The organism is Asaia platycodi JCM 25414 (assembly GCF_000614545.1).
GTDB classification, from domain to species: Bacteria; Pseudomonadota; Alphaproteobacteria; order Acetobacterales; family Acetobacteraceae; genus Asaia; species Asaia platycodi.
The window spans coordinates 15,196-30,083 of the sequence record NZ_BAKW01000015.1 but is presented as its reverse complement, the minus strand read 5'-3'; the positions used below and the strand labels follow the sequence as shown (position 1 = coordinate 30,083).

Sequence of the window (14,888 nt, the reverse complement as noted above, 5' to 3'; positions counted from 1 at the left end):
ACACGCCATCTCTGGTCAGATCCCGCTTTCTGTTTTCAGGACCATCACCGCTCGATGACCGATCCGATCACCGTTACCACCCTTCCCAATGGCCTTACCGTCGTGACCGAAAGGATGGAACGCGTCGAAACCGTTTCCTTCGGCGCCTATGTCGCCACCGGCACGCGTAATGAAACCGCCGAAGAAAACGGCGTTTCGCATTTTCTCGAACATATGGCCTTCAAGGGCACGAAGCGCCGCAGCGCGGCGCGCATCGCGGAAGAAATCGAGAATGTCGGCGGCCACATCAACGCCTATACGGCGCGTGAGCAGACGGCCTATTACGTCAAATTGCTGAAGGAAGACCTGCCGCTGGGCATCGATATCATCGGCGATATCCTGACCCACAGCACGTTTCTGGAACAGGAAGTCGAGCGTGAGCGCGGCGTGATCCTGCAGGAAATCGGTCAGGCCAATGACACGCCTGACGACATCATTTTCGATAATTTTCAGGAAACGGCGTTTCGCGATCAGCCCATGGGCCGCCCGACACTGGGCACCGAGGGCCTCATCGCAACGATGAAGCGCGAAACCATGATGCGTTACATGCAGACGCATTATACTACGCGCAACATGGTAATCGCTGCTGCTGGCAATCTGCATCACGAGCAGGTGCTCGACCTTGTGCAGGATCATTTCCGCGATCTGCCAGACCATCAGCAGCCCGAACGCGAAGGCTGCACCTATCTTGGCGGTGAACATCGCGAATCCCGCGATCTCGATCAGGCCCATCTGGTGCTCGGCTTCCCGTCGGTCAGTTATAACGACCCGGCCTATCATGCGGTCATGCTGCTTTCGACCGTGTTGGGGGGCGGCATGTCATCGCGCTGTTCCAGGAAATTCGCGAGAAGCGCGGTCTGGTCTATTCGGTCTATTCCTTCGCGCTGCCTTTCCTCGATAGCGGCCTGTTCGGTATCTACGCTGGCACAGGCGAGCAGGAAGCCGCCGAGCTGGTTCCGGTCATGCTCGACGAACTTCGGCGCCTGTCCGACGGCATCAGCGCCGAGGAAATCGCCCGTGCCGTGCGCAGGTGAAATCGTCATTGCTGATGTCGCTGGAAAGCACTGGCAGCCGCTGCGAGCAGATCGCCCGCCAGATGCAGCTTTTCGGGCGCATTATCGACACCAGCGAAACGGTCGCCAAGATCGACGCTGTCGATGAAGCTGCCATGATCCGCGCTGCCGAAACCCTGTTCCGCGCCCGCCCGACCCTGGCCACGATAGGCCCGGTCGGCGCCATTCCGTCTTTCGACGCCATCAGCCAGAGGCTTGTTGCATGAGCAAGAATCAGGAGCGCCTTTCCCAACTGCTCGACGCAGCAAAACGCGCCGGGGCCGATCGGGCCGATGCGCTTCTGGTAGCCTCGCGCTCGGTGTCGGCCATGTGCCGCCGTGGCGTACCCGAAGGGCTGGAGCATTCTGAGACCATTCAGCTCGGTCTACGCGTATTTATAGGCAAGCGTGCGGCGAATGTTTCCGCTACGGCACTTGACCCGAGCCGTTTCGGCGCGCTGGCTGAACAAGCTGTCGCCATGGCACGCGTCGTCCCGGAAGACGCCCATACGAGCCTTGTCGAGCCGGACCAGCAGGGCATCTACGACATCGGCTCGCTCGACCTTGTCGATCCTGGAGAAGCCCCTAACCTCGAAACGCTCCTTGCAAGGGCGCGCGAAGCCGAGGATATTGCGCTGGCTTTTCCCGGCATCACCAATAGCAACGGTGCCTCGGCAGGCTATGGTCGCGTCGAGATAGCACTAGCCGAAAGCGGCGGTTTCTCCGGCCGATACGCTCAGACCAGCCATAGTAATGGCATCAGCGTACTGGCAGGCGACGGGCCGAGCATGCAACGCGATTATGCCGGTCACAGCACCCGACATCTGATCGATCTTGAGTCAGCCGGAAATCTTGGCCGCGAGGCCGCACAGCGCGCTCTGGCCCGCATGAATCCCACCAAACCACGCACGGGTGCATTTCCGGTCGTATTCGACCGTCGCGTATCGGCGAGCCTGCTAGGTCATCTCGCGGGGGCCATCAATGGCGCCTCTATCGCTCGAGGCACGTCTTTTCTCTCCGCTCATCGCGGCAAGCGTATCCTGCCCGAGACTCTGAGCGTCATCGACGACCCTACGCGCCCGCGCGGTCTACGTTCGAAGCCTTTCGACGCTGAGGGCTTTCTGACTGCCCCGTTTGCGTTCGTTCAGGACGGCATGCTGCAGGACTGGATACTCGATAGCCGCTCGGCAATGCAGCTTGGCCTGACCAATAACGGAAGAGCTTCGCGAGGCGTTGGCGGGCCACCCTCTCCCTCGGTCAGCAATTTCTTTCTCACCGGTGGTACAGGGTCTCGTGAAGCTCTGCTCTCCGATATTGTCGAAGGCATCTATGTTACCGAGATGATGGGTTCATCCATCAACGGGCTGACCGGCGATTACAGTCGGGGTGCCTCCGGCTACATGATCCGCAACGGTCGACTTGCCGAAGCCGTCGCAGAGCTGACCATTGCGGGTAATCTCGTCGATATGTTCGCCTCGCTGCGCGCGGCGGATGATCTTGAATTCCGCCACGGCGTTGACGCCCCGACACTCAGAATTGACACAATGAGCGTTGCAGGAAGCTGAAACGTTTCCGGTTCGGCCACAACGGACTGAACCCGCAATGGGCTCACAAGGAGTTTTCATGTCCCGCCCCATTTTCCGTGCCTCCCTCCTGCTCCTGGCTCTGGCCCCGCTTCTGGCAGCCCCTGCCGACGCACGGCCAGGCGGCGGACGCTCCATGGGGAGCCGAGGCAGCCGCACCCTATTCACCCCCGCCCATGACGCAGACCGCACCTTATGCTGCGCGCCCGATGGAGCGCAGTTACGCCCCGACGACGCCTTCGCCGGGGATGAATGCGCCGTTTTCACGCCCGATGGGGCAGCCCGGCTTTGCCCAGCGTCGGCCTTTCATGACCGGCTTCATGGGCGGCCTGATCGGGGCTGGTCTGTTCGGGATGCTGTCCGGCCATGGTTTCTTCGGCGGCGGTGGCGGCGGCTTCCTGTCCTTCATCGGATTGCTGTTTCAGATCGCGATTTTCGGCTTCCTGATCGTCATGGTTCTGCGCTGGCTTGGTAATCGTCGTAACGGTGCGTCCGGAGCACCACAGCGCCCGGGCTTCTCAGGCGGTGCCGGAACGCCTGCCGTAACGCTGAACAACAGCGATTATCAGAATTTCCAGCAACTGTTGCTGGATATCCAGGCGGCCTGGAGCGCACAGAACATGCGCGCGCTGGCCACCATGGCCACGCCTGAGATGGTGTCTTACTTCAACGAACAGCTGGCCGATTATGCCAGCCGTGGCGCACGCAATATCGTCTCTGACGTGCAGTTCATGCGTGGGGACCTGTCTGAAGCCTGGCGAGAAGGCAACATGACCTACGCCACAGTCGCCATGCAGTACTCGCTGTACGACGTGACGACTGACTCCTTTGGCAACGTCATCGATGGCAGCAAGACCGAACGTCAGGCTGTCACCGAACTCTGGACGTTCGTACGCGCCGACGGTCGCGGCAACTGGATCCTGTCTGCCATCCAGCAGGTCGGCTGATATCAGGCGGGGCGAGGCCTGACGCCCGCCCCCTTTAGTTCCGGCTCGCATCTTCGTCATGCAAGCTGACTATTTGTCCGCACCCCTGCTTGGTGCGGCTATCATGGGCCTTTCCGCTACGGGCAGTTTTTGTACGAATGCCCCAGCGGCGATCATGGTTTCCACCCCAGACAGACGTGAAACGGTTAGGCAGTGCGGCGGCCGTGCGGTGGCCCGTCCTGTCTCTTGTTCCAAGACAAAACACGGCACGGGGATATTGTGGCTCGGGTATGCGCTTTAGCGGAAAAATAGGGGCCTGCACGAAAGGTTCAAACCGCAGGCCAGGCAGCAACGACGCACAGACTTACCTAAGCCCCGTCAATGATCCACCATCAAGACGCTCTAATCGGTGTACCTTACAGACCGATCACCCGGTTACAGACGCAGATAGGTCAGGGCGAAGAGCGAGATCATCACCAGAGAGAGCCCGCCGAGCAAACCCAGAATGCGCCCCTGACGCTTCGAAGCGACCTCTTGATTGTTCATGGGAAAAGCACCCGGTCGATCAGCAGCTGAAAACAGGAAGAACAGATAAGCCAGGGAATACCGAAAAGCGTAACGCGCCGGCTTGTCCGCGGTGAGACTGACACCCTGCGCATCCTGTTTGTCCAAAAGCACGCGCAGAGCGAAATAGATGAACCCCAGTCCGAGCAGCGTGGCGCTGACCGTGTAGATCATGCCGCAAAGATGCAGAAAGGACGGCACCAGTGAGACTGCCATCAGAATAAACGTGTAGACGACAACATTCCAACGCGTATGACGCGCGCCCTTGACCACAGGCAGCATGGGAATGCCTGCCTTGGTGTAATCCTTGCAGGCGTAGAGCGAGAGCGACCAGAAATGCGGGGGTGTCCAGAGAAATACGATCGCGAACATGACAACGGGCAGAACGCTCATCGACCCAGTCGCTGCGGCCCAGCCGATCATGGGCGGGAAGGCGCCAGCCGCCCCGCCGATCACAATGTTCTGCGGCGTGCTGCGCTTGAGCCACATGGTGTAGATCACGGCGTAAAAGAAAATCGAAAATGCCAGAATCCCGGCAGCCAATGCATTGCTGGCGAGCCAAAGCAACGCGACCGAAGCCAGCGACAACACGATGCCATAGATCAGCGCACCATCGGCATCCATACGCGAGTCAGGAATGGGCCGCACGGCTGTGCGCTTCATGATCGCGTCGATATCGCGGTCATACCACATATTGATGGCACCAGCCGCCCCGGCCCCGACGCAAATGCAGAGCATATCGATCAGCCCGAGCGGAACGGAAGGCCACACAGGGGCCACTGCCATACCGGCCACGCCGGTGAACACCACCAGCGAAATAACACGCGGCTTGAGCAGGGCAAGCCAGTCCTTGAGCGTGGCGCCTTCTTCCTTGTCGAAACTGCGCTGCGTGTCAGAAAGGCTCTGAGTGGCGCTCATGAGAAATCGGCCTTGACGACTGACGCCTCAGACAGAGCCTGCCGTGGCATAAGCGCCCGTGCGCCGAGGGCTGCGACACAGAAGAGCGAAACGATCATGCCGATCTCACCGCAGCGCTGAAGCGAGGGCAAAAGGGGCATCATGGCCAAAGCCGATACACCCATGGCAACCAGATGCACACGACCGAGCCAATGCGGCGCAGCTATCGACGGAATCTGCTCCTGCCAGCGATAATAGCAGCCGAAGAGTGCGAAAACGGCACCAAACAGCATCGCCGAATGGAAGGCCTCGGGCCGTGTAGGAAAGAGACTCAGAACCCAGCCGGCAGAGAGCATTAGCAAGGCCGGGAAGCTCCAGGAGAGAGCGGCCGTCAGGGCGAAACTGCGACGCCACAGCGAGGCACAGATCAGCGCCATGATACCGAAAGATGGCAGCGCCACGCCGATGCCCAGCAGCCAGTCATCGGAAAGACCTGGCACGGTAATGCCATGCGCCCAGACAATCGGCACCACCAGACCAGGTACGGCCATCAGCGCGGGCAGCGTGATCTTGAGGCGCGTGGAGTGAAACGCGACCAGATTGGCGATGGCCCCAAGAGCGAGCTGCACCACCAGCGCGAGCACAGGCACCTGCAATTTGGAAAGCCAGTATTGCACACTGGCAAAAGACGCATGGCCCGCAACCAGGTCGTGAAGAAGCCCTGCCATGAAGACAGGCGCCACGACAATCAGGCCGAGAGACGCCAGAAGCTGCGACCACGCGAAAGGAGAGAGATCCCGAAAGCGCACAACACGGCATTCGAGGCATTTGACAATGGTGGAAAGGGCCAGGAGCGTCGTGCCCAAGCCCCACAAAGTGAGCGCCGTGACAAAGGCGACTGACTCACGCGCCCCGCAAATGGCACTGAGCGCGCCGACAAAAAGCATCAGGAAAGCAAGACGATCGAAGCGCACCATCAGGCCCGGCAGGTCGTCAATTCGCCGGGAAGAACCAGGCGACCCATCCCGCCTAGAAAAGCGGGAATGAGCACGAAAAGATCGAGAAGCAGGCCGTGACTCAGAGCGTGGAAAGGGCCTGCGTTTTGCGACACAACCCCCAGAAATCCGCCGGCAAGCCCGCAGAGAAGAGAGAGGCCGAGAAAGGCGGCGCCGTCGGCGCGAAACTTTACGCCGTGAGAGCCTCTGGTGATCGACTGGTGTAACAAGCCCGGTTCCTCATGCAGTCCTGAAGGCCCCGACCGCAAAACGGTCTCGGGGGACCCCGTCGTCAAGGCCAGTCTGGTGTGAACTGTCGGCACGTACGTGTCAGGCAACCAGGGCCGTCTCTTCCTTACTATCCCTCTCGAGCGGCAATGTCACGAGTGTAAACAGCCCTGCGGGAGGCACGGGCGTGATCAGGGCACGGCTGAGATCTTCGGGAGGAAGCAGCGATTCCATGGCGAAATCGGGGTGCCAGCCCAGCGAACGCGAGGCCCGTGCCATACCGCGTTCGACGGCCAGACGCACGCCGCCCGTAGCCAGAAAATGATTGACGAACAGGATATGACCGCCAGGCTTGACCACGCGCTTGAGTTCGCCAAGCAGGCGGCGGGGGCTCGGCACGACGGAAGCCACGAACATCGCGACCGCAATATCGAAGCTGCCGGCCTCGAAGCTCGTCGCCTCGGCATCCATTTCCAGCAAATCATCGACATTGCCGAGCTGCTGGTTGATCACGCGATGACGGGCACGTTCGAGCATCGCCTCGGACAGGTCGATCCCCGTGATATGCTTGTCACGGTTATAATGCGGCAGCGCAAGACCGGTGCCGACACCAACCTCAAGAACGCGCTGACCCGGCAGGGCATTGACGGCCGCTACGGCACGACGACGGCCGAAGGCCGAGATTCCGCCGAATACGGAGTCGTAAACCCTCGCCCAGCGCCGATAGGCCGCGCGCACCGCGTCGGCATCGAGAGCGGAACGTGGCCGGGGATGGGTGTCATCCATGGAGGCGATAGGGTCGATCAAGGGGTCCGGTCGTGTCATCAGGCTTCGTTCGTCTGGTCGCGCAAAATCATAAGTTCCGTCCTGATACCTGCTTGAAACCCGTGCTTTCGGCCAGGGCATTCGACATCTCGCCTGATGATCAGACAGCATGACAGGCATCGTCTTGCTCAATCGCTCTTAGCCCATCTCGCCAAGACTGGCGAGGGGCGGTTTGCATTTCGTCATGTCACGAGGCAAATGGAGCAGATACAGAAAAGCTGCTCAAGCAGATATATATGGAGGGAGGCGCAAAATGTCGCTCATGAATATAAGCCTCTTCATTCTGGCTTTCGGTCTGTGGGCGTCGATTTTCCTCGTGCGCTTCAAAGGGGACATACGTGAATGGTATGTGAACCGTTACGGCCCCGAGCAGCCACCCAAAGTCCCCGAAACCGGCTTACCTGACGTGCCACTCCCCTTTCGTTACGAGCCCCCTGCCCCGCCCGCAGACGAAGCAGAGGTCCAGAAAGACTGATGCTGCGCAGTGACTTGCGCTTAGTCACCTCAGCCGATCCGCTCTTCAATCGCATCCCAGACCAGCCCGGCGCTGTTCATGTCATTGAAGCGATCCAGCTCCTGAAGCCCGGTGGGTGACGTGACGTTGATTTCGGTGAGCCAGTCGCCGATCACGTCGATACCGACGAAGATCAGTCCGTTGTCACGCAGATGTGACCCTATACGCTCGCAGATATCTTCATCGCGCTTCGTCAACGCCACGGCCTCGGCCCTGCCGCCTACATGCATGTTCGAACGTGCCTCACCTGTTGCAGGCACGCGATTGATGGCGCCGACCGGTTTCCCATCGACGAGGATGATACGCTTGTCGCCCTTCCGTACCAGCGGTTCGTAACGCTGGATCATGAGCGGCTCACGCGAACGGCTGAAATGCAGTTCGAGAAGCGAGGCGAAATTCTCATCTCCCTCGCGGATGCGAAAGATCCCGGCGCCGCCATTGCCATAAAGTGGCTTGAGAATGACATCTCCATGGCGGACACGGAATTCAGCCAGTGCCTCACGATCCCAGGTAACGAGGGTGGGGGGCATCAGATCAGGATAATGCGTGACCAGAAGCTTTTCCGGCGCGTCACGCACCGATTTGGGGTCGTTGACCACCAGAGATTTGCCGGGTCCGACACCATGCACATGCTCGAGCATATGGGTGGCCGTGATATAGCCCATGTCGAAAGGCGGATCCTGACGCATCAGCACAGCATCAGTCGTACCAAGATCAAGACGCGCCTCTTCACCAAAGCTTGCATGCCCTCCCTGGACGCGACGCACCTTGACCGAACGCGCCCGCGCGGAGAGGCGGCCCACGCCCATTTCGGCACCGCCCTCGCCCAGACAGAGAGACTCGACCGGATAAACGAAAAGCTCATGTCCGCGGCGCTGCGCCTCAAGCATCAGGCGAAAGTCGAATCTCCGTTGATATTGACGTGTTCGAGCGGGTCCATCTGAACGGCAATTCTGAGCGCCATCAACTTTGTCCTTTCGGTCCTGAAAATCTTGTCTGAGGCGTCTCGGCATTCCGCCCCGACATCCCATGATCTGGGCAATCCAAGGCTCAAGCTCTAGCAGAGCCCCCGTGTGTTTCCTATGTCGGATCGGCCCCGCAATGCTTCCGTCGCGCCAGCGAGACTGGCTAGGGGTAGGTAATGGAAAGCACTTCCAGCATCACCGGCCCGCTCGGCGTTTGCAGACTGACTCATCACCTACCCGACTACGCATGAGCGCCCGCGCCACCGGTGAGACCAGACTGATTTCACGGCGTGTCAGATCAGCCTCATCGCAACCGACAATAGTGATCTCGTGCGTCAGGTCGTCCTCATCGACATAGGAAACGCTTGCACCGAAAAACACACGGTCGCGTGTCGTCTGGGCGGCGGGGTCGATCACCAACGCATGTTCGAGACGCTTGCTGAGAAAACGCGCCCGCCGATCGATCTCACGCAGCGACGCTTGCCATAGAGATAATCGCCATTTTCCGATCGATCGCCATTGCCCGCTGCCCATGAGACGATCTCGACAATCTTTGGTCGCTCCACCTGCATCAGCTCACGCAATTCCTCGCGCATGCGCGAGCGCCTTGGGGGGTAAGATAAAGCGCTAGCGACGTCTGGGGCGACTCAGCCACGCAATTCTCGCAATCTGTAATGGATAATGCCCGAGATGTTCGCGCCGGGCGCCAACACATGCACACCATTCTCCAGCAAAGCCGGATGATTGACGCCGTTATTCATGTTACTGACTGCCTCGACCGCCACAAAAGGCTTCTCGGGCGCCGTGAAGACCACAAGATGCTGGAATACTGGATTCGCCTCTATCGTCATTTCATAGCCCGCTGACGGATACGCCAGCCTCGCCTTTCCGCCCCATCCGGCAAAACAGTTATCGAGACGCGTCTCCCCGACGCGACGGGCCTCGGCAAAACTCCAGCCACCCTCGCAGGGCGTCTGGCTAGTCGGCAGCATATCAGATCCGTTCTCCCAAACGGAATTGGCCGCAAACTGCATGGTCATGTCGTCGCTTCTGGCAAAGAACGGGTGAAAACCCATCCCTACCGGCTGAGCGCGAATGTCGCGATTGGCGATAAGCATCTCCACGCTCAACCCATCCCGGTGCAGCACGAAAGACAGAACGGCACGATAGGCGAACGGCCATTGAGCCGGATCGTCAGCCTTGGCCGGATCATGATCGAGATAGACGACGGCACGTTCGGCATCGTGCTGGGCAACCTGCCATTCGCGTTCCCAGCCATTGCCATGAATCGCATTGGGCTCGGCGCCGAAATTCTGCGCCAGAGTGTAATCGACCCCCTCGAAGGAAAATCGTCCCCCACCGATACGGTTCGAGAACGGCACCAGAGGATATCCCGCAACCGGCGTGTTCTTCTGCGCCGCCAGATTGGGGTCGGCAGTCGGCACCAGTAGATCGCGCCCGCGCAGCCGCCAGAAAGCGACACTAGCGCCAAGGGCTGGCAGCAATCCGAGATGGGCCTCGCCCAGCTTGAGGTCGATCATCCTGCTTTCCTCCTGCCGCCGCCCCGCTTTTTCGCCGGGTCGTAGCCACCACCGCCCGGCCCGAGCGGTCGTGGCGTCTTGTCCTTGCTTTTGAAAGAGCTACGCCCCGCCGTCGAACTCGGCAAGGGCGGGGGCTCAAGCCCAAGATCGATCGCCTCAAGACGCTTGATCTCATCGCGCAGTCGCGCTGCCTGCTCGAAATCGAGATCGGCAGCTGCAGCACGCATCCGCTTCTCCAGATCCTGAATCGAGGCGCCGAGCGATTTGCCGACGAATTCCTGGGTGTCACCCGCTGCATCCGGCCCGACGGTCACGTAATCCTGCTCGAACACCGAAGAGAGTGCATCGCCGATACGCGAACGCACCGTCTGCGGCGTGATGCCATGGGCTTCGTTGAAGGCAATCTGACGGGCGCGGCGACGGGCCGTCTCGTCAATGGCGAATTCGAGCGAGCCGGTCATTTTATCGGCATAGAGCATCACACGCCCATCGACGTTACGCGCTGCGCGCCCGATCGTCTGGATGAGCGAGGTGCGACTACGCAGGAAGCCTTCCTTATCGGCGTCGAGAATGGCAACTAGCGCGCATTCCGGAATATCAAGCCCCTCACGCAGCAGGTTGATGCCCACCAGCACATCGAAAGCGCCGAGACGCAGATCGCGGATGATCTCGATGCGCTCGAGTGTATCGACGTCAGAATGCAGATAGCGCACCTTGATTCCGGCCTCGCCGAGATATTCTGTGAGATCTTCGGCCATACGTTTGGTGAGCGTCGTCACCAGAACACGCCCCCCGGCAGCAATCGTATCGCGCGCCTCTGCAAGAAGATCGTCCACCTGCCTTCGACCGGGCGCACGATGGTCACAGGATCGATCAACCCCGTCGGACGGATGATCTGCTCGGCGAACACGCCGCTCGTACGCGCCATCTCCCATGGCCCCGGCGTTGCTGAGACAAACACGCTCTGCGGGCGCAGCGCCTCCCATTCCTCGAACTTCAGGGGGCGGTTATCGAGACAGGAGGGCAGACGGAAGCCATATTCCGACAGCACTGACTTGCGCGCATGGTCACCACGCGCCATGCCGCCGATCTGCGGCACGGTGACATGACTTTCATCGACGATCAGCAAGGCATCTTCAGGCAGATATTCGAATAGGGTCGGCGGCGGATCGCCCGGCCCGCGACCGGAAAGATAGCGCGAATAGTTCTCGATTCCCTTGCAGGCGCCCGTGGTCTCGATCATCTCCAGATCGAAAATGGTGCGCTGCTGGAGCCGTTCGGCTTCGAGCAACTTTCCTGCAGCATTCAGCTCATCCAAACGCTGACGCAGCTCCGCCTTGATGCCGATCATCGCCTGATTGAGCGTCGGACGCGGCGTCACGTAATGCGAGTTGGCGTAAACGCTGATCTCGGACAGCTCGGCCGTCTTGTTGCCGGTGAGCGGATCGAACTCGATGATCGCCTCGATCTCGTCGCCGAAGAGCGAGACGCGCCAGGCACGATCCTCGTTCTGAACCGGGAAGATATCGATCTGCTCGCCGCGCACCCGGAAGGTGCCGCGCTCGAACGCTGCGTCATTGCGGCGATATTGCAATTCGACTAGCGCCTTAATGAGTCGATCGCGATCGATGCTACCTCCGGTCTCGAGCCTGACCACCATGCGCGAATAGGTTTCGACCGAGCCGATACCGTAAATACACGATACCGACGCGACGATGATGACGTCATTGCGCTCAAGCAAAGCCTGCGTCGCCGAGTGACGCATGCGATCGATCTGCTCGTTGATCTGACTGTCTTTTTCAATATAGGTATCAGAACGCGGGACATAGGCCTCGGCTGGTAATAATCGTAGTAGGATACGAAATATTCCACCGCGTTATCGGGAAAGAACTGCTTCATTTCTCCGTAGAGCTGAGCGGCAAGCGTCTTGTTGGGCGCAAGAATCAAGGTAGGCTTCTGCGTTGCCTCGATGACTTTTGCCATGGTGAAGGTCTTGCCCGAGCCAGTCACACCAAGCAGCACCTGATCGACCTCGCCATCGCCGACACCGCGCACCAGTTCGGCAATAGCAGTCGGCTGATCGCCTGCCGGATCGTAATCAGACTTGACCACCATGCGGCGCAGCTTCTCCTTGACCGGCTGACGCTCGGGCCTGAACCCTACGAGCCTGTGTTCGGGGATTGCTTCCATTGTGGATCGTGATGCTGTCGCCATGGCTGGGAAATGGGCTTTCAAGAGCGTCGTCGCAAGTGCAGGATTGTAGGCTTCAACGCAGCATGACAGACAGGGGTTCATGATGCATGTCGCGCTCAACTCGCCCCGCCACCGCCAGATCGTCGCGCTAGTTCAGGCGCATGGTTTCATGTCCAACGAGGATCTTGCCCAGCGCTTGGCGTCACGGTGCAGACGATACGGCGTGACCTCAACGCCCTCGCTGAGAGCGGTCATGTCGCCCGCTATCACGGTGGCGCCAGCCCGACTTCATCGACGGAGAATATCGCCTATGGTGAGCGACAGACGCTGCATTCCCGCGCCAAAGACGCCATTGGCGCCTGCGCTGCGGCACTCATTCCCGATGGCAGCTCTCTTTTCATCAATATCGGCACCACCACCGAAGCCTTCGCCCGCGCTCTGACCGGCCATCGCGATCTGCATGTCATCACCAATAATCTGCATGTCGCCGTCGCTCTGTCGCCAAGACGCGATTTTCGCACTGTTCTGGCCGGGGGGCTGGTGCGCCCTCAGGACGGAGGCATTATCGGCGCCGGCGCCACGGAATCCCTCTCCGGCTTTCGCGCAGATTTCGGTGTGATCGGCATCAGCGGTGTGGAAGAAGATGGCACGCTGCTCGATTTCGATCTCGACGAAATCCAGTGCGCACGGGCGATCATGCGTCACGCTAGACGGGTCATTCTTCTGGCAGATCATACCAAATTCACTCGCAAGCCCGTAGGGCGTGTCGGCGACCTGACCATGATCGACGATTTCGTCACAGATCGGATGCCATCCGCAGAATTTCGAACACAGCTCAGCAGCGCCAATGTGACGCTGCATGTGATAGAAAACACATAACAGGCAACATTTAACACAAGGACGTTATCAATAACGTTTTATGTTCGTTTTCTTTCGTTTTTGTTCTACCAAGATCTTCGTAGTCGCTTTTACCGAAGGTCTCTTTTCATGACGGCTCCCGCAGATTCAAATCAGGCCGAAGGCGCTTACGATCTCCTGATCGTAGGCGGTGGTATCAACGGAGCAGGCATTGCCCGCGATGCGTCAGGACGCGGTCTCAAGGTTCTTCTGGTAGAGAAAGACGATCTCGCCAGCCACACCTCGTCTGCCAGCACCAAGCTCATCCATGGCGGGCTGCGCTATCTCGAATATTACGAGTTTCGTCTCGTGCGTGAGGCACTGAACGAACGCGAACGCCTCATGAAAATTGCGCCGCACATCATCTGGCCGATGCGCTTCATTCTGCCGCACTCAGCCATTCTCCGCCCCGCCTGGCTCCTGCGCACCGGACTCTTTCTCTACGACAATCTCTGCCGGACGATGACACTGCCCAAAACGCGCAGCCTGCGCCTGCAAAACGAAGCCGCGGGCCGCGTACTGCGCCCCGACTACGTGCGAGGCTTCGAATATTCCGACGGCTGGGTACAGGACAGCCGCCTTGTCGTGCTGAACGCACAGGATGCCGCCCGTCGCGGCGCGGCAATCTGCACACGCACCAGACTGACGAGTGCCGAACGCCACCCCGACCACTGGGTGGCAACTCTGGAAGACACCCAGACCGGCGAAGCACGACAGGTTACCGCACGCGCCTTGATCAATGCTGCGGGTCCTTGGGTGGCAGAATTACTGAAAGACAGACTGTCGATCGACAGCCGCAATCATGTGCGGCTCGTGAAAGGCAGCCATATCGTCGTGCCGAGCAATTCGATACCGAGCAGGCCTATATCCTGCAAAATCCCGACAGACGTATCGTCTTTGCCATTCCCTACGAGAAAGAGTTCACCCTCATCGGCACGACGGATATTCCGTGGGATCAGGACCCCGGTTCGGTAAGCATCAGCCTGACGAAATTACCTATCTCTGCGAAAGCGTGAACCGCTATTTCAAACGCTCGATCACCCCGGAAGATGTCGTCTGGAGCTATGCAGCGTCCGCCCGCTCTATGACGATCATTCAGGCAGTGCGTCTGCGGTCACACGCGATTACCGCCTCGATATCGACCACAGCGCGGCTCCCGTATTGTCTGTCTTCGGCGGCAAGATCACGACTTATCGTAAACTGGCAGAGCACGCCCTCGAAAAACTCGCGCCTCATCTCAAGGGGCTGAAAACGACCTCATGGACGGCTGAGGCGCCGCTGCCGGGCGGTGATTTCAAACGCTCCGATTTCGACAAACGCGTCGGAGCGCTCCAGCGCCGCGTGGCGGGCCTCTCGCAACAGACGGCCACACGCCTGGTGCGCAATTACGGCACGCTGGTCGAGACGCTCATGCTGTCGAAAGAAAGCGAAGGTGCCCCGCTGGGCGCACTCATCGGTGCCGATCTTCATGAAGGTGAGGTCGATTACCTCATGGCGCATGAATGGGCCCGGAGCGCCGACGATATTTTATGGCGCCGCTCAAAACTCGGCCTGCGCTTTGGTCCTGAAGCACTAGCAAAATTGCAGGATTACATGGCTCGCCGCCTTCAGAAGAACGCCTCAGGCCAAAAAACCGACGACAAAGAGGTCGCCTGACCTCACCCGCCCCC

Annotated in this window: 6 protein-coding genes and 8 pseudogenes; 6 read left to right on the top strand and 8 right to left on the bottom strand. The window is 59.6% G+C overall.

Annotated features, from left to right (window positions below; translation table 11 throughout):
- Nucleotides 1–54 precede the first annotated feature (54 nt).
- From JCM25414_RS19595 to JCM25414_RS19590, 3 genes and pseudogenes are all read left to right on the top strand, one after another.
- A pseudogene (locus JCM25414_RS19595) lies at nt 55–1,318 on the top strand (M16 family metallopeptidase).
- On the top strand, nt 1,315–2,655 hold the full coding sequence (locus JCM25414_RS11325; RefSeq protein ID WP_025841713.1) for a TldD/PmbA family protein: 1,341 nt from the start codon (nt 1,315–1,317) through the stop codon (nt 2,653–2,655). The pseudogene JCM25414_RS19595 and the gene JCM25414_RS11325 overlap by 4 nt, the downstream one beginning before the upstream one ends.
- 58 nt (nt 2,656–2,713) lie before the next feature.
- Nucleotides 2,714–3,620: pseudogene (locus JCM25414_RS19590) on the top strand (Tim44 domain-containing protein).
- 549 nt (nt 3,621–4,169) lie between these two features.
- On the opposite strand, the pseudogene JCM25414_RS19585 reads toward JCM25414_RS19590, so the two are convergent.
- The 4 genes and pseudogenes from JCM25414_RS19585 to JCM25414_RS11295 all read right to left on the bottom strand — a co-directional run.
- Nucleotides 4,170–5,081 (bottom strand): annotated as a pseudogene (locus JCM25414_RS19585) (heme o synthase); the annotation flags it as partial.
- Nucleotides 5,078–6,037: a hypothetical protein gene (locus tag JCM25414_RS11305; protein WP_025841712.1), complete on the bottom strand. Its 960-nt coding sequence runs from the start codon at nt 6,035–6,037 to the stop codon at nt 5,078–5,080. The gene JCM25414_RS11305 and the pseudogene JCM25414_RS19585, both read right to left, overlap by 4 nt.
- Entirely contained in the window at nt 6,037–6,351 is a 315-nt protein-coding gene (locus JCM25414_RS11300; protein WP_148301065.1) for a hypothetical protein, read from the bottom strand. The genes JCM25414_RS11305 and JCM25414_RS11300 overlap by 1 nt, the downstream gene beginning before the upstream one ends.
- Before the next feature lie 34 nt (nt 6,352–6,385).
- The gene (locus JCM25414_RS11295; RefSeq protein ID WP_242403533.1) at nt 6,386–7,108 is read right to left on the bottom strand and encodes a class I SAM-dependent methyltransferase; all 723 of its coding nucleotides are present in this window, start codon (nt 7,106–7,108) and stop codon (nt 6,386–6,388) included.
- A 253-nt stretch (nt 7,109–7,361) separates the two neighbouring features.
- On the opposite strand from JCM25414_RS11295, the gene JCM25414_RS11290 reads away from it, so the two are divergent.
- Nucleotides 7,362–7,583 (top strand): hypothetical protein, encoded by a 222-nt coding sequence (locus tag JCM25414_RS11290; protein ID WP_025841709.1) that lies wholly within the window; start codon nt 7,362–7,364, stop codon nt 7,581–7,583.
- Nucleotides 7,584–7,612: 29 nt separating this feature from the next.
- Here the strand turns inward: JCM25414_RS11290 and gshB are convergent.
- The 4 genes and pseudogenes from gshB to uvrB all read right to left on the bottom strand — a co-directional run bounded on the left by gshB (nt 7,613) and on the right by uvrB (nt 12,342).
- Nucleotides 7,613–8,586, bottom strand: a pseudogene (gene gshB, locus JCM25414_RS19580) (glutathione synthase).
- A 164-nt stretch (nt 8,587–8,750) separates the two neighbouring features.
- Nucleotides 8,751–9,242: pseudogene (gene greB, locus JCM25414_RS19575) on the bottom strand (transcription elongation factor GreB).
- Complete coding sequence (locus tag JCM25414_RS11275; protein ID WP_025841708.1) at nt 9,235–10,128, bottom strand: aldose 1-epimerase; 894 nt, start codon at nt 10,126–10,128, stop codon at nt 9,235–9,237. The pseudogene greB and the gene JCM25414_RS11275 overlap by 8 nt, the downstream one beginning before the upstream one ends.
- A pseudogene (gene uvrB, locus JCM25414_RS19570) lies at nt 10,125–12,342 on the bottom strand (excinuclease ABC subunit UvrB). The gene JCM25414_RS11275 and the pseudogene uvrB overlap by 4 nt, the downstream one beginning before the upstream one ends.
- A gap of 79 nt (nt 12,343–12,421) precedes the next feature.
- Here uvrB and JCM25414_RS19565 point away from each other — a divergent pair.
- Together JCM25414_RS19565 and glpD are read left to right on the top strand one after the other, a co-directional pair.
- Nucleotides 12,422–13,200 (top strand): annotated as a pseudogene (locus JCM25414_RS19565) (DeoR/GlpR family DNA-binding transcription regulator).
- 108 nt (nt 13,201–13,308) lie between these two features.
- A pseudogene (gene glpD / locus JCM25414_RS26665) lies at nt 13,309–14,874 on the top strand (glycerol-3-phosphate dehydrogenase).
- Nucleotides 14,875–14,888 lie beyond the last annotated feature (14 nt).